We start from the raw sequence: 22,392 nt of genomic DNA on the forward strand, positions 1-22,392 counted from the left end.
GCGTATTACCAGACCAGTTCACCCTCGGCGTCGACGCTGGTCAGCCGCTCAAGCTCTGCGGTTGCGGCCAGATCGGCCTCGTGGGCAGTCTTGAACGTCTGCCCCGGCAGAACCGCGTGGAAGCGCGGAGCTCCTCCGGCGCGAGCCTTGACCGCGATTGCCGCACGGTAGCCCTCCTCGCCGGGCATTACTGCAGATACAGCTTCGAATTCTTCGTATTCCTTGCGCGCCATCAGTCTTGAACCTGCCAATCAGTGAAAGCACGAATTTTAGCCTGTAAGGCTGACGGTGTGTTGCTGACGCCTTCTGTACAGCCTCCATTCCTGTCCTACACTCCAATCAGCTCTTTCAAATTGCTTTGCAACTGAAGTGAGGAGTGCGACATGAGACCCATAACAAGAAAATGCATGGCAGTGGCAGGTGTTATCGCTGTACTCGGTGTTTATGCAGCCGGTGCCTGGCGCACCGAGCTGGCGCGGCAGGCACCGACGGTCGTGAGCTGCTCGTTCGGCCATTGCGTGCCGACCAACTCAACCTTCAGCGCGTTGCGATGACAGACAGTGCTTCATGTATTTCATCGCTGATCATATGAAGGGAGCTATCGATTAGCCCCCTATCGGAATAGACTGGCCAGACATCTCCCGTCACGTTTGCGGCGGGTCAACACTGCCATCAGGTTCTGCCTTGACCAGTCTTCCCACGACCCCCACTGCTATCCGCAGCATTCTGTTCGCATTGATGATGGCCGTGTTCCTCAGCGCGCTCGACCAGACCATCGTCGCGGTCTCGATGCCTGCCATCTCCGCCCAATTCAAAGACATTGATCTGCTGGCCTGGGTGATCTCCGCCTATATGGTTTCGCTGACCGTTGCCGTGCCCATTTACGGCAAGCTGGGCGATCTGTACGGACGGCGCAAGCTGATGCTGTTCGGCCTCGGCCTGTTCACCCTGGCCTCGCTGTTCTGCGGACTGGCCCAGAGCATGGAGCAATTGGTACTGGCTCGCGTGCTGCAGGGCATTGGCGCGGGTGGCATGGTGTCGGTCAGCCAGGCAATTATTGCCGACATCGTTCCGCCCCGTGAGCGAGGCCGTTATCAGGGCTATTTCAGCAGCATGTACGCCGTCGCCAGTGTCGCCGGACCTGTGCTCGGTGGCCTGATGACCGAATACCTGTCGTGGCGCTGGGTATTCCTGATCAATCTGCCGCTGGGGATATTCGCGTTGGTGGTGGCCTGGCGCACGCTGAAAGGGCTGCCGATTCCGCAACGCAAACCGATCATCGATTATCTGGGCACGATACTGATGATCGTCGGCCTGACTGCCTTGCTGCTGGGCATTACCGAGATTGGCCAGGGCCACGGTCTGGACGATGTGCAGGTGCAAGCGCTGCTGGGCGTCGCCCTGCTGACCCTTGCACTATTCGTCTGGTATGAACGACGCGCCAGAGAGCCGCTGTTGCCCATGCACCTGTTTGCCAACCGTAGCGCAGTGCTTTGCTGGTGCACGGTATTTTTCACCAGCTTCCAGGCCATCTCGCTGATTGTGCTGATGCCGCTGCGCTACCAGACGGTCACCGGTGGCGGCGCAGACAGCGCAGCACTTCATCTGCTTCCTCTGGCGATGGGCATGCCGATGGGTGCTTATTTCGCCGGGCGGCGTACGGCGCTGACCGGACGTTACAAGCCCCTGATCGCCACCGGTGCGGTGCTGATGCCCATCGCGATTCTGGGCATGGCGTTCACCCCGCCGCAGTCGATCGTGCTGATGAGTCTGTTCATGATCCTGACCGGTATTGCGTCAGGCATGCAGTTCCCGACCTCACTGGTAGGAACACAGAACTCGGTCGACATCAGGGATATGGGCGTTGCCACCAGCACCACCAACCTGTTCCGCTCATTGGGCGGTGCGGTAGGCGTGGCGTTGATGTCTGCCCTGCTGCTGGCCATGCTGCAGCACACCGGCGTCGGTCAGCTGGAGCCTGGGGCCATCGGGCATGAAGGCGCTTCAGGGAACGTGCTGCTCGACAGTCTGAATGCCGCCACCGGCCCGGCGCTGGAGACCTTGCGCGCCGAGCTGGCCCTGACATTCAGAAACCTGCTGATCACCAGCGCGGCCATCTCGTTGCTGGGTATTGCCGCCGCCTGGGCCATGCCCAACAACCTTCTGCGTGGCCGTGACTAGTCGCGGCCGATGACGAGGCGGCGGTCACTCCGACTGAGCCGCCCAGAACCACTGGGTTCTCTTGCCTTTCAGGTGTTCGAACACAGGCATGATTTCGCTTTCATTGAAAAACCGTCGAGACCGGGCCCGGGCATTGCTGAACCAGTAGCCCGTCTGAGGACATGCCCGACCGGCATCCACCGGCTGAGGAGGCTTTTCGTCAAAACGGGCGAACCACTGCGCAGTTGTCTGCCTGGTAAAGCCAAGCCCCGGTGCCAGATAAGGGTGAAGATTGCCGGTGTCCTGCAAACGGATCGGCTTGATCACCTTGTTGACGGCCCTATAGGACGAAGGCGGAAGCCGACCGCGCTCGCCCAGCTCAGGGACGCTTCCGGCGCGGATCATCAGCCCGGTGCTGTACGCATGGAAGACGATATCGCTGTGCCCGCTCAACTGAGCCCGAAGCCTGTCGCTGCTGCCCAGGCGTCTCACGAAGGACTCGCCCAGAACCGTGTACCAGCCCACACCCTTGATGTGGTCCAGCAGGCGCAGGCTTTCTATATGCGGTCCGGGATCGACCATCAGCCCCACATACTGCTGGGCGAGCCGATACTCCCACGAAAGATACTGATGTCCGTCACAGGGAAGGATGCAGGCCAGACCGCCGAACCCATGTTCGGCCTGCACTTCGCTGCTCAGGTACCGGATCCAGCCTTCATAGTTTTTCAGGCCGTCGGGCTCGGTCAGGTACGACCAGGGCAATACCATTTTCAGACAGGAAAGATCATTGTCGGCCTGCCCTTCAGAGGTGTTCATGACAAACAGGCTGTAGTTGGCAACTTCGGCCTGGGTGGCGCTGGCAATCGACCAGACGAACTGGTCCTGTGGCGAACCATGGACCACCTGGCGTCGGCAGGAAGCGAACCCGGAAGGTGTCAAACGACGCATGCGTTTATAGAGCTGCCATTTGAGCACCGGTTTGAAGGCCGTGTAGAAGCGTGAAAAACAGGCCTCCACCCGCTGCTTCGCATCCTGGGTATGGCCTTTTCTGAAATACAGCGTGGTGATCAGCCCCAGACGAACGACCGGCATTCCCTGTGCCGAGTCCACGGCAATGCGCTCGGCCTGTAACTCCAGTCTTAACAGTGGGCTCATGCAATCCAATACAGCCTGCGGCATCATTCCGCCCTCCCCTGGCTGACAACCGGGGCGGGGCTTTGTGCAAAGCCATCAACGCCCGGATGATCCATCCGTCGGAATGAGGCTCGGCCAGCGCAGCTCAGGCGGATTGTCGCCTGGTGGGCTTTTGCACAACTGTCCTTGTTTTCAACGCATATAGGCGCAAGATTTCGCCTGGACATGCAACTTCCCTCTCACCATGTCGATTAGGGAGCGAAGAGTGAAGGGAGTTTCGAAGCGGAGCAATACACGGAATTTAGTTTGGGAAATCAGCTACATGTTTCAGGAAATGTCCTACCGACGTCCTACAAGCTGATGTCATCCCATGCCGTAAAAGCGTATTACAGACACATAAGCGGACGGACAAATGTCAGCAAACGGTAAACTTTTTGTTTACCGCAATTAATTGAATTCGAAGGGTGCCCATTTGGAACCCGACAGCGTTATATTCTGTCAGCCTTCAATCAGAGGCTGCTGAACACGCAGTGAAGGGCTGAAACGCAGCATGTCCATGCAGACTTCCACCAGTTGCTCGGACTCCGACAGCAGTGAGTAGCTGTCGGGCACCAGCAACCACTGGTAGATAATGCCATTTACGTATGAAAACAGAGCGACCGCCGCGCGAGCCGTATCCAGACCTTCGGGCAATTGTCCCTGACGCACGGCATTGCTCAGCCCCAGTTGAATACGCTCGTGGCACCGGATGGCGTTCTCTTGACGTTGACGACGGAAATCACACATCTCGTCAGTAAACTCGCATTTATGAAAGAGGATTTCATTGATGCGACGGGTTTTAGGGTCAAGTGCAAGCTCATGAAACAGATGAACCAAGAGATTCTTCATGCAACCCAGCGGGTCTTCTTCGTCTTCGTCCTGACTGGCCTGCGCCATTTCGTCGAGCGGTTCCTGCAGGCTGTCCAGCATCGCCTGCACCAGATCGGCCTTGTTGTTGAAATGCCAATAGATGGCACCCCTCGTCACACCGGCAAGCGTCGCAATGTCGGCCAGCGTCGTGCGAGCGACACCGCGCTCGTAAAACGCCTGCTCGGCAGCCTCCAGTATCTGGCTGCGAGTGATCTGAGCTTCCTCTTTGGTGCGACGAACCATGGCAATCAACCTCAAAAAAATCTCTTCAGGCACCTGTGCGGTTCACGGCCTGAAGACAAAACCGGGCGGCAGTTGTTTTGCCTTGTCCCGAACCCGCTGATGGCACCCTTCGCGGCGAATGATTGCACAGGGAAGGTATTTACAAACAGCCATGAATGTAAGTATATTCCTTAGCATGCTACTTATCTAGCCGAAATATTTTTAAACACTTCAACACTCTGTTGAGTAAACAGGCTCCTGCCCCGAGGATCTTCATGCAATTCAAGCCAGCTGTTACCGTTCTGGTCACTGCCGTCGCCCTGGCAACCCTGCTCAGCGGTTGTGGCAAGAAGGAGCAGGAGGCCCCGCCTCCGCAGACCCCTGAGGTCGGTGTCGTCACACTGAAAGCCCAGCCGTATACCCTGACCACCGAACTGCCCGGCCGAACCACCGCGTTCCGCGTGGCTGAAGTCCGGCCGCAGGTCAACGGCATCATTCTCAAGCGCCTGTTCACCGAAGGCGGTGATGTGAAGGCCGGTCAGCAGCTATATCAGATCGATCCTTCTGTTTACGAAGCCAGCGCCAACAGCGCCAAGGCGACCCTGCAGTCGGCCAAGTCGATGTCCGACCGTTACAAGCAGTTGGTGAATGAGCAAGCCGTCAGCCGTCAGGAGTACGACACTGCGCTGGCGTCGACCCAGGAAGCTCAGGCTGCCCTGCAGTCCGCCCAGATCAATCTGCGTTTCACCAAGGTACTGGCGCCGATTTCCGGCCGCATCGGTCGCTCGGCTGTCACCGAAGGCGCGCTGGTCAGCAATGGCCAGACCAACGCAATGGCGACAATCCAGCAACTGGACCCGATCTACGTGGACGTCAATCAGTCCTCGGCGGACATGCTCAAACTGCGCGCCGACCTGGCCAGCGGCCGGTTGCAGAAGTCGGGTGACAACTCTGCGTCGGTCAAGCTGACCCTGGAAGATGGCAGTGAATACCCGCAGGAAGGCAAGCTCGAGTTCTCCGAAGTGTCGGTCGATCAGGCCACCGGATCGGTGACGTTGCGCGCTGTGTTCCCCAACCCGGACCACATGCTTCTGCCCGGCATGTTCGTTCACGCGCAGCTGAAGGCTGGCGTCAACAGCAAGGCCATCCTGGCGCCGCAGCAAGGCGTGACCCGCGACCTGAAAGGTACGCCGACCGCTCTGGTGGTCAACAAGGACAACAAAGTCGAGCAGCGTGAACTCGTCACCAGTCGTACCACCGGTGCCTACTGGCTGATCGAGAAAGGGCTGAGCGAAGGTGACCGCGTGATCACCGAAGGCCTGCAATACGTCAAACCAGGCGCTGAAGTGAAGGTCAAGGAAGCAACCAACCTCACCGCTGACCAGTCTGCCAATGCTGCCCCTGCTGCCACTGGCAAAGGTGAGTGATAGATGTCCAGATTCTTTATTGACCGCCCCATCTTCGCCTGGGTATTAGCCCTGGTGATCATGTTGGTGGGTACGCTTTCGATCATGAAGCTGCCGATCAACCAATACCCGGCCATCGCACCGACGGCCATCGATATCCAGGTCACCTACCCGGGCGCTTCCGCACAGACCGTGCAGGACACCGTGGTACAGATCATCGAGCAACAGCTCAACGGTATCGACAACCTGCGTTATGTTTCCTCGGACAGTAACTCCGATGGCAGCATGACCATCACCGTGACGTTCAACCAGGGCACCAACCCTGACACCGCTCAGGTACAGGTGCAGAACAAGCTCAACCTGGCCACCCCGCTGCTGCCCCAAGAAGTGCAGCAACAGGGTCTGCGTGTGACCAAGTCGGTGAAGAACTTCCTGCTGGTGATCGGTCTCGTGGCCGAAGATGGCAGCCTGACTCGCGAAGACTTGTCCAACTACATCGTTTCCAACATTCAGGACCCGATCTCGCGGACTTCCGGTGTGGGTGACTTCCAGGTGTTCGGTTCGCAGTACGCGATGCGCATCTGGCTGGATCCGGCCAAGCTGAACAACTTCCAGTTGACGCCTGTGGACGTGACCACCGCGGTCAGTGCACAGAACGTGCAGATCGCGACCGGTCAGCTGGGCGGCCTGCCAGCGCTTCCCGGCACTCAGTTGAACGCGACCATTATCGGCAAGACCCGCTTGCAGACTGCCGAACAGTTCGGCAATATTTTTCTGAAGGTCAACGCTGACGGTTCGCAGGTTCGGCTCAAGGATGTCGCGCGTATCGAACTGGGCGGTCAGAACTACAGCATCGACGCACAGTTCAACGGCAAACCGGCTTCCGGTATGGCGATCAAACTGGCCTCGGGTGCCAACGCCCTCGACACAGCCAAAGCGATTCGCGCCACCATCAGCGAGCTGGAACCTTTCTTTCCGCCAGGCATGAAAGTCGTCTACCCGTATGACACCACCCCGACCGTCACGGAATCCATCAGCGGCGTGGTTCACACCCTGATCGAAGCCATCGTGCTGGTGTTCCTGGTGATGTACCTGTTCCTGCAGAACCTGCGCGCGACCATCATCACCACGATGACCGTGCCGGTGGTACTGCTGGGTACGTTCGGCATCCTTGCCGCGTTCGGCTTCACCATCAACACGCTGACCATGTTCGGCATGATTCTCGCCATCGGACTCTTGGTGGACGACGCCATCGTGGTGGTGGAGAACGTCGAACGGGTCATGGCCGAGGAGCATCTGTCTCCGAAGGAGGCCACGCAGAAATCCATGGACCAGATCCAGGGTGCGCTGGTCGGTATCGCCATGGTGCTCTCGGCGGTACTGCTGCCGATGGCGTTCTTCGGCGGCTCCACAGGCGTGATCTACAAGCAGTTCTCGATCACTATTGTTTCGGCGATGGCGCTCTCGGTCCTCGTGGCCCTGATCTTCACCCCGGCGCTGTGCGCCACCATGCTCAAACCTATCGACCCGGAGAAACACGGCCAACCCAAGCGTGGCTTCTTCGGCTGGTTCAACCGGACCTTCGACCGCAGCGTGGTCAGCTACGAAAACGGCGTGAAACGCATGGTGACCCACAAGTTACCGGCCTTCGTCGTGTACCTGATCATCGTGGCGGGCATGATCTGGCTGTTCACCCGTATTCCGGCGGCGTTCCTGCCCGAAGAAGACCAGGGCGTCATCTTTGCCCAGGTACAGACACCGGCTGGTTCTTCCGCAGAGCGCACGCAGAAGGTCATCGATGACATGCGCGACTTCCTGCTCGACAAGGAGAACGGTGAAGGCAAGGGCGTGAACTCGGTGTTCAGCGTCAACGGCTTCAACTTCGCAGGTCGTGGTCAAAGCTCCGGTCTGGCGTTCGTGATGCTCAAGCCGTGGGACGAGCGTGATGCCGAAACCACCGTGTTCAAGATTGCCGAACGGGCTCAGGCGCACTTCGCCAGCTTCCGTGACGCCATGGTCTTCGCGGTCGTACCGCCATCGGTACTGGAACTGGGTAACGCCACCGGTTTCGACGTTTACCTGCAGGACCAGGGCGGTGTCGGTCACCAGAAACTGCTGGATGCACGCAATCAGTTCCTGGGCATGGCCGCGCAGAGCAAGATTCTGGCGGGCGTACGCCCCAACGGTCTGAACGACGAACCGCAGTACCAACTGACGGTGGACGACGAGAAGGCCAGCGCACTGGGCATTACTCTGTCCAACATCAACCAGACCCTGTCCATCGCGCTGGGCGGCAGTTACGTCAACGACTTCATCGACCGTGGTCGTGTGAAGAAGGTGTATGTGCAGGGCGAAGCCTTCAGCCGCATGACGCCTGAAGACCTGCAGAAGTGGTTCGTGCGTAACGACAGCGGCACCATGGTGCCCTTGTCGGCCATCGCCAGCGGCGAGTGGATCTACGGTTCGCCCAAGCTGTCGCGCTATAACGGCGTAGCGGCCATGGAAGTGCTGGGTACCCCTGCTCCGGGCTACAGCTCCGGTCAGGCCATGGCGGAAGTCGAAGCCATCGCTCAGAAACTGCCTGCCGGGATCGGCTACTCGTTTACCGGCCTGTCGTTCGAAGAACGTCTGTCCGGCTCTCAGGCACCGGCCTTGTACGCACTGTCCATGCTGGTGGTGTTCCTGTGTCTGGCAGCGCTTTACGAGAGCTGGTCGATTCCGATTGCGGTCATGCTGGTGGTGCCGCTCGGCGTCATCGGTGCACTGATGGCGACCAGTCTGCGCGGGCTGTCCAACGACGTGTTCTTCCAGGTGGGCCTGCTGGTGACGGTGGGGCTGGCGGCGAAGAACGCCATTCTGATCGTCGAGTTCGCCAAGGAACTGCATGAGCAGGGCAAATCGCTGGTCGAGTCGGCGATGGAAGCTTGCCGGATGCGCTTGCGTCCGATCATCATGACCTCGATGGCGTTCATCCTCGGCGTGGTTCCGCTGGCAATCTCCAGCGGTGCCGGTTCGGGTAGCCAGCACGCCATCGGTACAGGTGTGATCGGCGGTATGATCACCGCAACGATCCTGGCGATCTTCTGGGTGCCTATGTTCTACGTCGCCGTGTCGTCGGTGTTCAAAGGCAAAGACAAATCAAACAAGCAACACGTCAAAACTACCGAGGCTGGCCAATGAGCAAGTCCCTGATCTCTCTGGCAGTTACCGCGTTCATTCTCGGCGGCTGCTCCCTGATCCCCGAGTACAAGCAGCCGGAAGCTCCGGTCGCCGCTCAATATCCGCAAGGTCCGGCGTACTCGCCGGCCGAAGCGGCCAAAATGGCTGCCGCCGAGCAAGGCTGGCGCGAGTTCTTCCGTGATCCGGCTCTGCAACGCCTGATCCAGACCGCGCTGGTCAACAACCGTGACCTGCGTGTCGCGGCCCTGAACATCGACGCCTACCGTGCGCAGTACCGCATCCAGCGTGCGGACCTGCTGCCTGCAGTTTCCGCCAATGGCAGCGGCAGCCGTCAGCGTGTTCCGGGTGACCAGACGCAGACCGGCCAGTCGGCCATCACCAGCAGCTATTCGGCCACCCTGGGCGTCAGCGCCTATGAGCTGGACCTGTTCGGTCGTGTCCGCAGCCTCAGCCAGCAGGCCCTGGAAACCTACTTCGCCAGCGAAGAGGCACGTCGCAGCACCCAGATCAGTCTGGTGGCCAACGTCGCCAATGCCTACCTGACCTGGCAGGCCGACAAGGAACTGCTCAAGCTGACGCAGGACACCCTCAAGACATACGAAGAAAGCTTTCGCCTGACCTCGCGCAGCAATGAAGTCGGCGTTTCTTCGGCTCTGGACCTGAGCCAGTCGCGGACCGCTGTCGAAAGCGCCCGCGCCCGTCTGGCGCAGTACCAGCGTCTGGTCGCACAGGATCAGAACAACCTGGTGCTGTTGCTGGGCACCGGCCTGCCTGACAACCTGCCAGCCAGCCAGTTGCTCGACTCCGACATGCTGACCGAAATGCCGGCCGGCCTGCCGTCCGATCTGCTGCAACGTCGTCCGGACATTCTGGAAGCCGAGCACACGCTCAAGGCTGCCAACGCCAACATCGGTGCCGCACGTGCCGCGTTCTTCCCGAGCATCAGCCTGACGGCCAGCGCGGGCACCAGCAGCACCGAATTGTCCGGTCTGTTCAAGGGCGGTTCGGGCACCTGGCTGTTCCAGCCGAGCATCAACATTCCGATCTTCAACGCCGGCAGCCTGCGCGCCAGCCTGGATTACTCCAAGATCCAGAAGGAAATCAGCGTCGCCAACTACGAGAAGGCGATTCAGACCGCCTTCCAGGAAGTATCCGACGGCCTGGCTTCGCGCAAGACCTACGACGAACAGCTCCAGGCGCAGCGTGACTTTGTCACTGCCAACCAGGACTACTATCGTCTGGCCGAGCGTCGCTACCGCATCGGGATCGACAGCAACCTGACCTTCCTCGACGCTCAGCGCTCGCTGTTCAGCGCGCAACAAACGCTGATCACCGACCGTCTTGCGCAGCTGACCAGCGAGGTCAATCTGTACAAGGCCCTCGGCGGCGGCTGGTACGAGAAGACTGGTCAGACCGCAACGATCGACAAGGAAAAGCCGTCGATCCAGCTGTTCTGATCCGTTTGTTCTGATCAACGCCCAATAAAAAACCCACCGAATCCGGTGGGTTTTTTTATGCCTGCAAAACAACGCTCATCAATGATCGTGATGCAGGTAAGCGGGCTCCTTGGGCAAGCGCAGGCTGAACAGGAACGCGATTGCCATCATCGCCGTCACGTACCAGTAGAAGCTGTTCTCCATCCCTGCGCTCTTGAGCTTCAAGGCAACGAATTCGGCCGAGCCGCCAAACGCGGCGTTGGCCACGGCGTAGGCCAGACCAACACCCAGAGCGCGGACCTGAGGCGGGAACATCTCGGCCTTCACCAACCCGCTGATCGAGGTGTAGAAGCTGACGATGGCCAGAGCCAAGGTAATCAGCACAAACGCCATGAACGGGTTGGTGTTGGTTTTCAGGGTCATCAGAATCGGCACCGTACACAGCGTACCCAGCGCGCCGAACCACAGCATCGAATTACGACGACCAATGCGGTCAGCCAGCATGCCGAAGAACGGTTGCATGCACATGTACAGGAACAGTGCGCCGGTCATGATGTAACTGGCGGTCTTGGCCTCCATGCCGCCGGTATTGACCAGATATTTCTGCATGTAGGTGGTGAAGGTATAGAAAATCAGCGAGCCACCGGCCGTGTAGCCCAGCACGGTGATGAACGCAGCCTTGTGGTGCGTGAACAGTGCCTTGATGCTGCCCGCGTCCTTGTCCTGGCGGCTTTCGGCGGTGGTGGTTTCGTTCAACGTGCGACGCAGCAGCAAGGCAATGACTGCCGCCGCCGCGCCGATGACGAACGGGATACGCCAGCCGTAGTCGCGCAGCTCTTCAGTGGTGAGAAACTGCTGAAGGATGACCACGGTCAGCACCGCCAGCAATTGACCGCCAATCAGCGTCACGTACTGGAACGAGGCATAGAAACCGCGCTGCCCGCGCAACGCCACTTCACTCATGTAAGTGGCCGTCGTGCCGTATTCACCACCCACCGACAGGCCCTGAAGCAGACGCGCCATCAACAGCAGCGCCGGTGCCCAGGCCCCGATCGAGGCGTATGTCGGCAGACACGCGATGATGAGCGACCCGGCACACATCATGGTCACCGAGATCAGCATGGAATTCTTGCGACCATGCTTGTCCGCGACCCTGCCGAACAGCCAGCCGCCAATCGGTCGCATCAGAAAACCGGCAGCGAAGACACCTGCGGTATTGAGCAACTGAACGGTCGGATCATCGGAAGGAAAGAAAGCGGGCGCGAAGTAGATCGCACAGAAGGCGTAAATATAAAAGTCGAACCATTCCACCAGATTCCCGGAAGAGGCGCCGACAATCGCGAAGATTCTTTTGCTTCGCTCCTCGCCGGTGTAATGCGGTGCTTTTGATGTTGTCGTCATTATTGTCCCCAAATGAAACTGTCCATAAGACACAATCTGTAACACCCTGCCGCCTCAAGCACAACAACCCGGGCCATCAGCCTGTCTTTTCGTGGAGACAGATCGATGAACCGGGTTGCTGAACAAAGCGAAAAAAGGAGCGTTATGGACGCTCTATGGCCAGCGCCAGGCCTTGGCCGACACCGACGCACATGGTCGCCAGACCTTTGCGACCGCCGGTCTTTTCCAGATGGTGCAACGCAGTCAGTACCAGCCGCGCGCCACTCATGCCCAGCGGGTGACCCAAGGCAATCGCGCCGCCGTTGGGATTGACTTGCGGCGCGTCGTCGGCAAGGCCCAGTTCCCGCAGCACTGCGATGCCCTGGCTGGCAAACGCCTCGTTGAGTTCGATGACATCGAAATCGGAGACCGCCAGCCCCAGCCGCTCGACCAGTTTGCGCACAGCAGGCACCGGACCGATGCCCATCACGCGAGGCTCAACGGCGGCACTGGCCATGCCGAGAACGCGCGCCCGAGGCGTCAGGCCGTGCTTCTTGACCGCTTCAGCGGAAGCCAGAATCAGCGCGGCAGCCCCGTCGTTCACACCAGACGCATTGCCTGCCGTGACCGTCTTGTCCATCCCGTTGACCGGCTTGAGCTTGCTCAGGGTTTCCAGGCTGGTGTCGGCACGCGGGTGCTCATCCTTGTCGACGACAGTTTCGCCTTTCTTGTGCGCCACACGCACCGGCACGATTTCTTCCTCGAAAAAGCCCGCAGCCTGGGCAACGGCAGCGCGTTGCTGGCTGCGCAGGGCGAAAGCGTCCTGATCGGCTCGAGAAATAGAGAAGTCGGTGGCCACGTTGTCGCCGGTCTCCGGCATGGAGTCCACGCCATAGAGGGCTTTCATGGCCGGGTTGATGAAGCGCCAGCCGATGGTGGTATCTTCCAGTTTCATGTTGCGCGAGAACGCGGCGTCAGCCTTGCCCATGACGAAAGGCGCACGCGACATCGACTCCACGCCGCCTGCAATAGCCAATTCCATCTCGCCAGTGGCGATGGCGCGGAACGCCGTGCCGATGGCGTCCATGCCCGAAGCGCACAGACGATTGAGCGTCACGCCCGGCACCGTTGTCGGCAGACCGGCCAGCAGCGCAGCCATGCGCGCCACGTTGCGGTTATCTTCACCGGCCTGATTGGCGCAACCGAGGAACACCTCGTCGACTTCTTGCCAGTTGACGGTGGGGTTGCGCTCCATCAACGCCTTGATCGGAATGGCCGCCAGATCGTCGGCCCGCACCGAGGACAGACCGCCACCAAAACGGCCGATGGGGGTGCGAATCGCATCGCAGATAAATACGTCACGCATCACGCTTCTCCTGCGACCTGACCGTGGGCAGCAGCGGTCCGGGCTTCCAGATCCCGCAGTGCGGTCAGTTCAACGTCGGTGGGTTCTTCGGAATAGACCACGCTGTCGGCAAACCGCACTTCCCAGCCGGTTGCGGCGATGACTTGCTCGCGGGTCACGCCTGGGTGCAGCGTGGTCACCACAAATTCGTTGCTGCCCTCTTCGGGCTCCATGATGCAAAGGTCGGTGATGATGCCCACCGGACCGGCGCCGGGCAGGCCCAGACGCTTGCGAGAATCGCCGCCTTCGCCGTGGCCGACCGAGGTGATGAAATCGAGCTTGTTGACGAACGAACGTGCCGATTGCTTCAGGATGATCAGCACCGATTTGGCCGATCCGGCAATTTCCGGCGCGCCACCGGCACCCGGCAGACGCACTTTCGGGTTGTGATAATCGCCGACGACCGTGGTGTTGATGTTGCCGAAACGGTCGACCTGCGCGGCGCCCAGAAAGCCGACATCCACACGTCCACCCTGCAGCCAGTAGCGGAAAATCTCGCTGGTGGCGACCACGGTGTCCGCCGTTTCAGCCAGCTCGCCATCGCCGATGGACAGCGGCAATACGGTCGGTTTGGCACCGATCGGGCCGGATTCGTAAATCAGCACCACATCAGGTGCCGACGTCAGGCGTGCCAGATTCGCCGCCTTCGACGGCAAGCCGATCCCGACAAAGCAGACCGCTCCGTTGCGCAAACGGCGAGCGGCGGCAACGGTCATCATTTCACTGGTGGTGTACGTCATTATTTTGCCTCCGAAGCGTGAGCCAGCTTGCTCTGGAATTCGCTGAAATCCGCTGTGCCATGGATATATTCGTCGATCCAGGCCTTGAAGGTTTCACGGTCTCGGGCAATCGGGTCCCAGGCCTGATAGAAAGGATTGTCGCGTTCGTAGTAACCATGGGCGTAGGAAGGATGCGCGCCGCCCGGCACCAGACAGACTGCGCTCAACGCCCAGGTGGGCAGTACGCAGGAGTTCATTGGTGCCTTGAGGTCATCGACGATTTCCTCGACCGTGACGATGCAACGCTTGGCTGCCAGCGCGGCTTCCTTCTGCGCACCCAGGATGCCCCAGAGCAACACGTTGCCCTTGCGGTCGGCTTTCTGGGCGTGGATCACGGTCACGTCGGGGCGCACGGACGGCACGGCCGCCAGCACTTCACCCGTAAAGGGACAGGTCACGGTCTTGATCAGCGGGTTGACCTTCGGCAGATCGGAACCGGCGTAGGCGCGCAGCACCGCGAACGGCAGGCCCGAGGCACCCGCAACATAAGCGTTGGCCAGGTCGGCGTGGCTGTGCTCTTCGATTTCCATCGCACGTGGCCACTGCTTTTCGACCGCATCGCGCAGACGGTGCAGCGAGCCAACGCCCGGGTTGCCGCCCCACGAGAAAATCAGGCGCTTGGCACAACCGGCACCGATCAACTGGTCGTAGATCAGGTCGGGGGTCATGCGCACCAGCGTCAGGTCTTTTTTGCCCTGACGGATGATTTCATGACCGGCGGCCGTGGGGATCAGGTGGGTGAAGCCTTCCAGCGCAACGGTGTCGCCATCGTTGACCAGTTGCTTCACCGCATCGCGTAGAGAAAGAATGTCTGCCATGAGGTGCTCCGAACCCAACATCATGTTCAATGATCAGCGCGAAGACCTGCGCCGGAATGAAAATGAGGTTATGCCTGAGCCCTGCCGCAAACAATCCGATAATCGACTAACTGTTCGGTAATCGAACCCATTCGCTGATCATCGATAACCTGCCGCTTACGTGAACAACTGTGTGCTCAGATCACGGCTGGCGTCGAGCATGATCGGCAGAAACCGCTGCTCCAGCTCACTGCGGGCCACCCGTCCGGCGCTGGTGCTGACATTGAGCGCAGCCAGTACCTGACCCGATGCATCATAGACCGGCACGGCAATCGAACGAAGCCCCTGCTCCAGCTCCTGATCGACAATGCACCAGCCCTGCTGACGAACCTGTTGCAGGCATTCGAGCAAGGCTTCGGGTGTGCGAATGGTGCGGCTGGTCTTGGGCTGCAGCTCAACGTGATCCAGGTATTCCTGCAGGGACACGTCGTCGAGCGCAGCGAGCAGGATGCGCCCCATCGACGTGCAATACGCAGGCAGTCGACCGCCCACCGAGAGATCCACCGATATCAGCCGCTGGGTCGTGGCTGACCGGGCTATATAAAGGATGTCGTCACCTTCGAGGGTGGCCATGTTGCACGCTTCGTGCAACTGATCACTCATGCGGTCCAGATAAGGCTGTGAAGAAATCGCCAGCGGCGTGGACGACAGATAGGCATGGCCCAGCGTCAGAACCTTGGGCAATAAAGAGTAGGTGCGGCCATCCGTGGTGGCATAGCCGAGCTTGATCAAGGTGTGCAAACAACGACGCACTGCCGCCCGGGGAATTTCCGTACGGTGGCTGATCTGCGCAATGGTCAGGTGCCGTTTACGCTCCTGAAAGGCATGAATCACTGCAAGCCCACGGGCCAGCGAGGTCATGAAATCAGGATCGCCGGTCAATGCCTGGATACGCTTGGCAGGCGATGCCACGATCGGCGGAGCCAGTGAGGAAAAAGAATTACGCAGTTCGTCGTTCATTGCCGCAACCTCTATACACCCTTTCAGGCCTTGTGAACCGGCGGTTTCAGACCCATGCAGCGCATTGATCAACCTTCGGCTTGTGCGATTATCGAACCAATGGCCGATAATCGCAATTGACCCGTAGGAAATATACTTATACCTTTAGGTCTGCCACGAAGTGACTTCTTGGAAATTACTGGTCAGGTACCCACTGAGAAGTCCAAGGCAGCGGCCTTGCCCTTTAAGCAAGGCCGTTTTCATTACAGCTCATCCTGTGCGCCCGACACGGAAGCCGGAATAATTTCCGAGCCCACTCCCCCCCCCTCATACATCCAACAGTCGCACCATCGGACTTGCTGAATTGCGACGCCGTTTTTTTGTCCGTGCCTGTCAATTCTTCTTTATGAAAGTTCCGTCATAAACATGACTCACCCATACTTCGGAACATTCGTACAAAATGAGTAGGCTCTCTCATTATTCAAACCGCTATAGTTGACGCAGCCTAACTTCTTGGCGATAGTACCTTTCCATTGACGGGCTAAATCTTCAGCAGTGACTCGCGTTCTCCCGAGCCTTCGAGCTGCAGCCGCGTCAACGCACCGGACCTGTACAACGCTGTAGCGGGTCCCTTGCAACCGGCGGTCAAACAGAACCTCCGGCGTTTCAACCCTGAACCACATGTCGCTACGACAGTTGTTTTCCTCCGGCGCCCGTAGCCGCGAGGCGCAGCAAGGTGTTCAGACTCTTCCAGTCAATGTGCTGATGCATAATTCCCTGCCCTGTTTTTCGGGCAGCCACTGGAACGAACATGTTTGCCGTGCATTGCGTTTTCGCCGGAACTCATTTGACTCGATCAGGTAATAAAGTGACTAAAGAAGAACTGCGCGCGGAACTCGAGCGCCAGGAGCAACGCTTCAAGGATGTCTACGGTGGCGAAATCACCACTTACGCCGCGCAACCGGAGCCGGAACGCAAACCCTGGCGCAAACGAGCAAGCCTTCGGGATCAGGCTTTCAAAGAGGAATTGCAAAAGATGGAACAGGACCTGAAACAGGAGTCCTGACGGTCAGGCTGGAAGAGCCTCGCTGATCTGATCCGCATTACCACGACCTGAAATTGAAGTGTCATTGCCTGTCTGCCTCATCAAAGGGGCGGCGCTCATGCGTCTTTTTTTTGGTTTCAGGCGACACCGGTCGAGGCCGACAAGTCGATACGTATTTTTTCTGTCATAATCGCGCCCCCTTCAGACCGGGTCAGAAAATCTACATGATCGAATTATTCAGCGGGCTAGATGCTTGGGTGCTTGTAAGCCTGTTGCTTGCCCTGGCCTTTGTTCTTGCCTTCGAGTTCATCAATGGCTTTCATGACACCGCGAACGCGGTGGCGACAGTCATTTACACGAAAGCCATGCCGCCGCATCTGGCAGTGATCCTTTCCGGTGTGTTCAATTTTCTCGGCGTGTTGCTGGGCGGCGTGGGCGTTGCGTACGCCATCGTTCACCTGCTGCCGGTCGAATTGCTGATCAACGTCAATACCGGCCACGGCCTGGCCATGGTGTTCTCGCTGCTGGCAGCGGCGATCACCTGGAACCTGGGCACCTGGTATTTCGGTATTCCGGCGTCCAGCTCTCACACGTTGATCGGTTCGATCCTCGGTGTCGGTCTGGCCAACGCCCTGATCAACGACATTCCGCTGGCCGATGGCGTCAACTGGCAGAAGGCAATCGATATCGGTGCCTCGCTGGTGTTCTCGCCGCTGGCAGGTTTTCTGATTGCAGGGCTGGTCCTGATCGCATTGAAATGGTGGCGACCACTGTCCAAGATGCACAAGACCCCGGAACAGCGTCGCAAGCTCGATGACAAGAAGCACCCGCCGTTCTGGAACCGTCTGGTGCTGGTGATTTCCGCCATGGCGGTCAGCTTCGTGCACGGCTCCAACGATGGCCAGAAAGGCATCGGCCTGATCATGCTGGTCCTGATCGGTATCGTACCGAGCCAGTTTGTACTGGACCTCAACAGCACGACCTACCAGATCGAACGTACCCGCGACGCCACCCAGCACCTCAGCCAGTTCTACCAGCGCAACAGCAGCACGCTGGGCGAATACCTGGCGATGGGCAAGGCGGAAAAAGGCGACCTGCCGTCCAGTTCCGCGTGCAACCCGGAACAGACCGAGCCGACTATCGACGCGCTGCTGGACCGTTTGAAAGGGGTCTCCGACTACCATTCGATGCCGTCCGAAAGCCGTATCGAAGTCCGTCGTTATCTGTTGTGCCTGGATGACACCGCGCGCAAGGTCGGCAAGTTGCCGGGCCTGGACGCACGTGAAAAATCCGATCTCGAGAAGCTGCGCAAGGACCTGACCGGCACCACTGAATACGCGCCGTTCTGGGTGATTCTGGCCGTTGCACTGGCGCTGGGTATCGGCACCATGGTCGGCTGGAAGCGTGTGGTACTGACCATCGGCGAGAAGATCGGCAAGCAGGGCATGACCTACGCACAGGGCATGTCGGCACAGATCACCACCGCCTGTGCCATCGGCATGGCCAACGTGTTCAGCCTGCCAGTTTCGACCACCCACATCCTGTCTTCGGGCGTGGCCGGAACCATGGTTGCGAACAAGAGCGGCCTGCAGGGCGGCACCGTTCGCACGATCCTTCTGGCCTGGATCCTGACCCTGCCAGCAACAGTGGCGCTGTCTGCCGCCCTGTTCTGGATTGCGTCCAAGGCGCTGTCCTGATCTGAGGTCGCTCGGGCGGTGCAGCGCTTGCACCGCCCGAGCGAGTCAGTTTTACCTGCGCTTCTTAGTGCCCAGTAACGACCCCATCAGCCCCCGCACCAACTCTCGCCCCAACTGGCTCGCCGCCTGACGCATGGCGTTTTTCATGGCCTGTCCGGCCAGCCCGCCGAGAAACTCCCCGGCCTTGTCGCTGAAACTCTCTTCAGGCTTTTCATTCGTTTTCGCAGCATCGGCGGCGTCAGGCTCGGCCACCTTGCGCGCGGCCAGCATTTCATAGGCCGATTCACGATCAACCGGCTTGTTGTAGCGCCTGCCGAGGGCTGAGCCGGCAATCAGACTCGCTCGCTCGTCGGCCGTCAGCGGTCCGATACGCGACTGGGGCGGGGCGATAAGCACACGCTGCACCATGGCGGGTGTGCCCTTGTCCTGCAACGTACCGACCAGCGCCTCGCCGATACCCAGCTCGGTCAACACACTCAGGGCGTCGAAATCAGGGTTGGGCCTGAAACCCTCCGCCACGGCCCGCAGTGACTTCTGTTCCTTGGCCGTGAAGGCGCGCAGCCCGTGTTGAATCCGTAACCCCAGCTGGGCCAGTACCTCATCCGGCAGGTCGCCGGGTGACTGCGTGACGAAATACACGCCCACGCCCTTGGAACGTATCAGGCGTACGACCTGCTCAAGCCGTTCCTGAAGGGCCTTGGGTGTGTCGGCAAACAGCAAATGCGCTTCATCGAAGAACAGCGCCAGCAGCGGTTTTTCGGCATCGCCCCGCTCGGGAAGCTGCTCGAACAGCTCGGCCAGCAGCCATAACAGAAAGGTCGCGTAGACCTTGGGCGCTTCATGCACCAGCCTGCTGGCGTCCAGCAGATGAATGCGCCCTCGCCCGTCGCTGTCAGGCTGCAGAATGTCTTCCAGTTGCAAGGCAGGCTCGCCGAACAGCGCTTCGGCACCCTGCTGTTCGAGCACGGCCAGCCGTCTCTGCAACGCCTGACTGGAGCCGGTTGTCATCAATGCGCTGTCTTCGCCCAGCAACTGCGGGTTGTCACGCAGGTGATTGAGGAGTGCCTTGAGGTCCTTGATGTCGAGCAACAACAGCCCTTCACGATCAGCGACTTTGAAGGCCGCGTATAACGCCGACTGTTGGCTGTCCGTCAGTTCCAGCAGATTGCCCAGTAGCAGCGGCCCCATTTCGCTCAGCGTGGTGCGCAGTGGATGACCGGATTTCCCGTCGATGTCCCACAACGTGACCGGATAGGCCCGAGGCGTGTGCCCGAGCCAGGGCATACCGGCAATTCGCTCGGCAATCTTGCCCTGGGGATTGCCAGCAGCCCCCAGCCCGCACAGATCGCCCTTGATGTCAGCGGCGAACACCGCGACCCCGGCGTCACTGAACGCTTCTGCCAGGCGTTGCAAGGTCACCGTCTTGCCAGTCCCGGTCGCGCCAGCCACCAGTCCGTGTCTATTGGCCAGACGAAACGCCTGAGAGACGGGCTGCCCGTCAGGAGCGGCACCCAGAATCATTTCTTGAGAGTCGTGCATGTTTCACCTTCTCCACACCATGAGACGCGCTGGCCTTGAGCGTAGCCATTGCCACAACAGTTTGTTCAGGCCTGATGACGCATCATGCTCTCAACGACTCTTGGCGTCTGCCGCTTGCCCGCCGGGCGGTGAATCCCGACCGAACAACTATTCTTCAAGGAGGTCAAGAAAGGACGACCTCAGAGCGGAGGAATGTTGCTGTGCACATTGCCGACATGACGATGTTCTACGCCCCGGCCAGCGGCGGCGTACGCACCTATCTCGATGCCAAACACCCACGCCTGGGGCGCCGCCCCGGCGTGCGCCACAGCCTGCTGGTGCCCGGTGCGCGTCCGGCCCACGCCGACGGCATCTACAGTGTTCCGGCCCCAGCCCTGCCCTTCAGCAATGGCTACCGGTTTCCGATTCGGGTCGCCCCGTGGCGCAAGATGCTGCACAACCTGCAACCCGACCTGATCGAGGCAGGCGATCCTTATCTGACCGCCTGGGCCGCCCTCGACGCCCGTCGGTATCTGGACGCGCCGGTCATCGGCTTCTACCACTCAGACCTTCCGCTGCTGGTAAGCAACCGCATGGGCAACTGGATGGGCATGAGCGCTCAGGCTTATATCAGCAAGCTCTACAGCAACTTCGACAGAGTGCTTGCGCCCAGCCAGGTCATGGCCGACAAGCTGATCGGCATGGGCGTGGAAAACGTGCATGTACAACCCCTTGGCGTGGACCTGCAGATCTTCAATCCGGAGCGCCGGGACGATAGTCTGAAAGCCGAACTGGGTCTGCGCGAAGACACCCATCTGCTGATTTTCGCCGGGCGTGGCTCAAAAGAGAAAAACCTGCCGGTGCTGCTTGCATGCATGAAACAGCTGGGCCCGCGCTATCACCTGCTGCTGGTGGGCTCGCACATGCCCATGAGCGTGCCGGACAACGTTACGGTGATCAATCGCTTCTGCAAGGCCACGAATCTGGCCCGCCTGCTGGCAAGTGCCGACGCACTGGTTCATGCAGGCGATCAGGAAACCTTCGGGCTGGTGGTGCTTGAAGCCATGGCATGCGGAACCCCGGTCGTCGCCGTCGCGGCCGGAGCATTCACCGAAATCGTTCCCGGACACTGTGGATGGCTGTGCGAAGCGAACGACGCCAGAGCCATGGCAGATGCCGTGAAAGCGTTGTTCTGCCATGACGCCCATGCCATGGGCCTGGCTTCCAGACGCTACGTGGAAGAGCACTACAGCTGGGACGTGGTGGTGACCGGGCTGCTCGACCATTATCAGGCGGTGCTGGGAAACCGGTTCTCGGCCGTCGCCCATGGCTGAGTGCTCTCACGCCGCATCAGAACGCAGTGTGCTGCTGGTGCTGCACGACGTCGCCCCTCACAGCTGGCCGATGTACGAACCATTTGTCGCAGCAGTGGACAAGCTGGGCACTGTCAGAATGACCTGGCTGGTGGTGCCGGATTTTCACCGACGCCGCCCGCTGGGCGACGACACGGTTTTTCAGCAGCGGATGGATGAACGCCTGGAACGCGGCGACGAGTTGGCGCTGCACGGTTATTACCATTGCGACGACTGCCCGGCGCCACGAACCCTGCGCGACTACTTCATGCGGCGCATCTACACGTGGGAAGGCGAGTTCTATGGTTTGAATTCGCAACAGGCGCTGGCACGTCTGAAAGCAGGCGTTGAAGTGTTTCGCCGTCAGAACTGGCCGCTTCACGGTTTTGTTGCGCCCGCCTGGCTGATGAGCCAAGGCACTCGCGAAGCGTTGCGCCAATTGCCGCTCAGTTACACCAGCGACCCGCAACACCTGTTCAGACTGCCTGACTTCACACCGATCGACGCGCCAGGCATGGTCTGGAGCGCACGCAGCGCCTGGCGTCGCACAGCGTCGAAGCTTTACAGTGATTTCAAGGAACATCGGCTGCGCGATGCATCGACCATCCGCCTGGGCCTGCATCCTGTCGACATGCTGCACAGGTCTTCACGCGACTATTGGTTTGAACTGCTCATGCGCCTGCTGGAGGACGGCAGACAGCCCATGACCAAGATCCAATGGCTGGAAAGCTCAGGGTTGGCAAGAAGCGCAGACCGCTAGGGTGGCGTCGGCTTTTCGGCGTCCTGCTGCAGTTCGCGCCACAGCTCTGCCGCGCCTTCGAACTCGGTGCCGTTGTCAGGCGTCAGCGCATCCGGGTCGTAACGACTCAGACAGCCCTCGCCCAGAGTGGCCGGAGCAGTTGATGTGGCTTTGTCGAGAGGGTCGGTCATGAAGATGTCCGCCTGGGAGGTTGGCAGGAGCGCCGCATGGGCG

Annotated in this window: 19 protein-coding genes; 9 read left to right on the forward strand and 10 right to left on the reverse strand. The window is 59.7% G+C overall.

The window, feature by feature from the left end; translation table 11 throughout:
• Window positions 1-5 precede the first annotated feature (5 nt).
• The gene (locus AC0IXS_RS08710; RefSeq protein WP_137202314.1) at window positions 6-233 is read right to left on the reverse strand and encodes a hypothetical protein; all 228 of its coding nucleotides are present in this window, start codon (window positions 231-233) and stop codon (window positions 6-8) included.
• A 150-nt stretch (window positions 234-383) separates the two neighbouring features.
• Between AC0IXS_RS08710 and AC0IXS_RS08715 the strand changes: the two genes are divergently transcribed.
• Window positions 384-554, forward strand: coding sequence for a hypothetical protein (locus tag AC0IXS_RS08715; RefSeq protein ID WP_162850617.1), 171 nt, complete (start codon window positions 384-386; stop codon window positions 552-554).
• A 130-nt stretch (window positions 555-684) separates the two neighbouring features.
• Window positions 685-2,181, forward strand: a complete 1,497-nt coding sequence (locus AC0IXS_RS08720) for an MDR family MFS transporter (RefSeq protein ID WP_137202313.1) — start codon at window positions 685-687, stop codon at window positions 2,179-2,181.
• A gap of 24 nt (window positions 2,182-2,205) precedes the next feature.
• Here the strand turns inward: AC0IXS_RS08720 and AC0IXS_RS08725 are convergent, their stop codons facing one another.
• Together AC0IXS_RS08725 and pmeR are read right to left on the reverse strand one after the other, a co-directional pair.
• Complete coding sequence (locus AC0IXS_RS08725) at window positions 2,206-3,315, reverse strand: DUF3396 domain-containing protein (RefSeq protein ID WP_057410672.1); 1,110 nt, start codon at window positions 3,313-3,315, stop codon at window positions 2,206-2,208.
• A 477-nt stretch (window positions 3,316-3,792) separates the two neighbouring features.
• Window positions 3,793-4,446 (reverse strand): auxin-lysine conjugate-binding transcriptional regulator PmeR, encoded by a 654-nt coding sequence (gene pmeR, locus AC0IXS_RS08730; protein WP_471824392.1) that lies wholly within the window; start codon window positions 4,444-4,446, stop codon window positions 3,793-3,795.
• 254 nt (window positions 4,447-4,700) lie between these two features.
• Here pmeR and AC0IXS_RS08735 point away from each other — a divergent pair, with 254 nt between their 5' ends.
• The 3 genes from AC0IXS_RS08735 to AC0IXS_RS08745 are packed head-to-tail and all read left to right on the forward strand — an operon-like array spanning window position 4,701 to window position 10,468.
• Window positions 4,701-5,852, forward strand: a complete 1,152-nt coding sequence (locus AC0IXS_RS08735) for an efflux RND transporter periplasmic adaptor subunit (RefSeq protein ID WP_025996799.1) — start codon at window positions 4,701-4,703, stop codon at window positions 5,850-5,852.
• Window positions 5,853-5,855: 3 nt separating this feature from the next.
• Window positions 5,856-9,011 (forward strand): efflux RND transporter permease subunit, encoded by a 3,156-nt coding sequence (locus tag AC0IXS_RS08740; protein WP_004881329.1) that lies wholly within the window; start codon window positions 5,856-5,858, stop codon window positions 9,009-9,011.
• Complete coding sequence (locus AC0IXS_RS08745) at window positions 9,008-10,468, forward strand: AdeC/AdeK/OprM family multidrug efflux complex outer membrane factor (RefSeq protein WP_122573396.1); 1,461 nt, start codon at window positions 9,008-9,010, stop codon at window positions 10,466-10,468. The genes AC0IXS_RS08740 and AC0IXS_RS08745 overlap by 4 nt, the downstream gene beginning before the upstream one ends.
• Window positions 10,469-10,546: 78 nt before the next feature.
• Here AC0IXS_RS08745 and AC0IXS_RS08750 read toward each other — a convergent pair whose 3' ends face one another.
• The 5 genes from AC0IXS_RS08750 to pcaR all read right to left on the reverse strand — a co-directional run bounded on the left by AC0IXS_RS08750 (window position 10,547) and on the right by pcaR (window position 15,828).
• Entirely contained in the window at window positions 10,547-11,848 is a 1,302-nt protein-coding gene (locus AC0IXS_RS08750) for an MFS family transporter (protein ID WP_057410379.1), read from the reverse strand.
• 142 nt (window positions 11,849-11,990) lie between these two features.
• On the reverse strand, window positions 11,991-13,193 hold the full coding sequence (gene pcaF, locus AC0IXS_RS08755; RefSeq protein ID WP_122521336.1) for a 3-oxoadipyl-CoA thiolase: 1,203 nt from the start codon (window positions 13,191-13,193) through the stop codon (window positions 11,991-11,993).
• A complete protein-coding gene (locus AC0IXS_RS08760; protein WP_004881336.1) occupies window positions 13,193-13,972 on the reverse strand; it encodes a CoA-transferase subunit beta in 780 nt (259 codons plus the stop codon). The genes pcaF and AC0IXS_RS08760 overlap by 1 nt, the downstream gene beginning before the upstream one ends.
• Entirely contained in the window at window positions 13,972-14,829 is an 858-nt protein-coding gene (locus AC0IXS_RS08765; protein WP_191953793.1) for a CoA transferase subunit A, read from the reverse strand. Before AC0IXS_RS08765 ends, AC0IXS_RS08760 begins: the two co-directional genes overlap by 1 nt.
• 156 nt (window positions 14,830-14,985) lie before the next feature.
• Window positions 14,986-15,828 carry a pca regulon transcriptional regulator PcaR gene (gene pcaR, locus AC0IXS_RS08770; protein WP_057410381.1) on the reverse strand — a complete coding sequence of 281 codons (843 nt, stop codon included), beginning with the start codon at window positions 15,826-15,828 and terminating at the stop codon, window positions 14,986-14,988.
• Between the two features lie 847 nt (window positions 15,829-16,675).
• Between pcaR and AC0IXS_RS08775 the strand changes: the two genes are divergently transcribed.
• On the forward strand, window positions 16,676-16,873 hold the full coding sequence (locus AC0IXS_RS08775) for a hypothetical protein (protein ID WP_004881345.1): 198 nt from the start codon (window positions 16,676-16,678) through the stop codon (window positions 16,871-16,873).
• Window positions 16,874-17,076: 203 nt separating this feature from the next.
• Window positions 17,077-18,549, forward strand: a complete 1,473-nt coding sequence (locus AC0IXS_RS08780) for an inorganic phosphate transporter (protein WP_122669031.1) — start codon at window positions 17,077-17,079, stop codon at window positions 18,547-18,549.
• 51 nt (window positions 18,550-18,600) lie between these two features.
• Here the strand turns inward: AC0IXS_RS08780 and AC0IXS_RS08785 are convergent, their stop codons facing one another.
• A complete protein-coding gene (locus AC0IXS_RS08785) occupies window positions 18,601-20,088 on the reverse strand; it encodes a helicase HerA-like domain-containing protein (protein ID WP_057410382.1) in 1,488 nt (495 codons plus the stop codon).
• 215 nt (window positions 20,089-20,303) lie between these two features.
• On the opposite strand from AC0IXS_RS08785, the gene AC0IXS_RS08790 reads away from it, so the two are divergent.
• Window positions 20,304-21,401 carry a glycosyltransferase family 4 protein gene (locus AC0IXS_RS08790; RefSeq protein WP_471826210.1) on the forward strand — a complete coding sequence of 366 codons (1,098 nt, stop codon included), beginning with the start codon at window positions 20,304-20,306 and terminating at the stop codon, window positions 21,399-21,401.
• Window positions 21,394-22,179, forward strand: a complete 786-nt coding sequence (locus tag AC0IXS_RS08795) for a DUF2334 domain-containing protein (protein WP_471824397.1) — start codon at window positions 21,394-21,396, stop codon at window positions 22,177-22,179. Before AC0IXS_RS08790 ends, AC0IXS_RS08795 begins: the two co-directional genes overlap by 8 nt.
• Here AC0IXS_RS08795 and AC0IXS_RS08800 read toward each other — a convergent pair.
• Complete coding sequence (locus AC0IXS_RS08800; protein WP_004881352.1) at window positions 22,176-22,349, reverse strand: hypothetical protein; 174 nt, start codon at window positions 22,347-22,349, stop codon at window positions 22,176-22,178. The genes AC0IXS_RS08795 and AC0IXS_RS08800 overlap by 4 nt on opposite strands.
• Window positions 22,350-22,392 lie beyond the last annotated feature (43 nt).

Source organism: Pseudomonas sp. AC016 (assembly GCF_979253365.1).

Excerpts from the sequence above, each read along its gene's own strand:
- AC0IXS_RS08710 (WP_137202314.1), bottom strand. The coding sequence starts at position 233 with ATGGCGCGCAAGGAATACGAAGAATTCGAAGCTGTATCTGCAGTAATG.
- AC0IXS_RS08715 (WP_162850617.1), top strand. The coding sequence starts at position 384 with ATGAGACCCATAACAAGAAAATGCATGGCAGTGGCAGGTGTTATCGCT.
- AC0IXS_RS08725 (WP_057410672.1), bottom strand. The coding sequence starts at position 3,315 with ATGAGCCCACTGTTAAGACTGGAGTTACAGGCCGAGCGCATTGCCGTG.
- pmeR (WP_471824392.1), bottom strand. The coding sequence starts at position 4,446 with ATGGTTCGTCGCACCAAAGAGGAAGCTCAGATCACTCGCAGCCAGATA.
- AC0IXS_RS08735 (WP_025996799.1), top strand. The coding sequence starts at position 4,701 with ATGCAATTCAAGCCAGCTGTTACCGTTCTGGTCACTGCCGTCGCCCTG.
- AC0IXS_RS08740 (WP_004881329.1), top strand. The coding sequence starts at position 5,856 with ATGTCCAGATTCTTTATTGACCGCCCCATCTTCGCCTGGGTATTAGCC.
- AC0IXS_RS08745 (WP_122573396.1), top strand. The coding sequence starts at position 9,008 with ATGAGCAAGTCCCTGATCTCTCTGGCAGTTACCGCGTTCATTCTCGGC.
- AC0IXS_RS08750 (WP_057410379.1), bottom strand. The coding sequence starts at position 11,848 with ATGACGACAACATCAAAAGCACCGCATTACACCGGCGAGGAGCGAAGC.
- pcaF (WP_122521336.1), bottom strand. The coding sequence starts at position 13,193 with ATGCGTGACGTATTTATCTGCGATGCGATTCGCACCCCCATCGGCCGT.
- AC0IXS_RS08760 (WP_004881336.1), bottom strand. The coding sequence starts at position 13,972 with ATGACGTACACCACCAGTGAAATGATGACCGTTGCCGCCGCTCGCCGT.
- AC0IXS_RS08765 (WP_191953793.1), bottom strand. The coding sequence starts at position 14,829 with ATGGCAGACATTCTTTCTCTACGCGATGCGGTGAAGCAACTGGTCAAC.
- pcaR (WP_057410381.1), bottom strand. The coding sequence starts at position 15,828 with ATGAACGACGAACTGCGTAATTCTTTTTCCTCACTGGCTCCGCCGATC.
- AC0IXS_RS08780 (WP_122669031.1), top strand. The coding sequence starts at position 17,077 with ATGATCGAATTATTCAGCGGGCTAGATGCTTGGGTGCTTGTAAGCCTG.
- AC0IXS_RS08785 (WP_057410382.1), bottom strand. The coding sequence starts at position 20,088 with ATGCACGACTCTCAAGAAATGATTCTGGGTGCCGCTCCTGACGGGCAG.
- AC0IXS_RS08790 (WP_471826210.1), top strand. The coding sequence starts at position 20,304 with ATGACGATGTTCTACGCCCCGGCCAGCGGCGGCGTACGCACCTATCTC.
- AC0IXS_RS08795 (WP_471824397.1), top strand. The coding sequence starts at position 21,394 with ATGGCTGAGTGCTCTCACGCCGCATCAGAACGCAGTGTGCTGCTGGTG.
- AC0IXS_RS08800 (WP_004881352.1), bottom strand. The coding sequence starts at position 22,349 with ATGACCGACCCTCTCGACAAAGCCACATCAACTGCTCCGGCCACTCTG.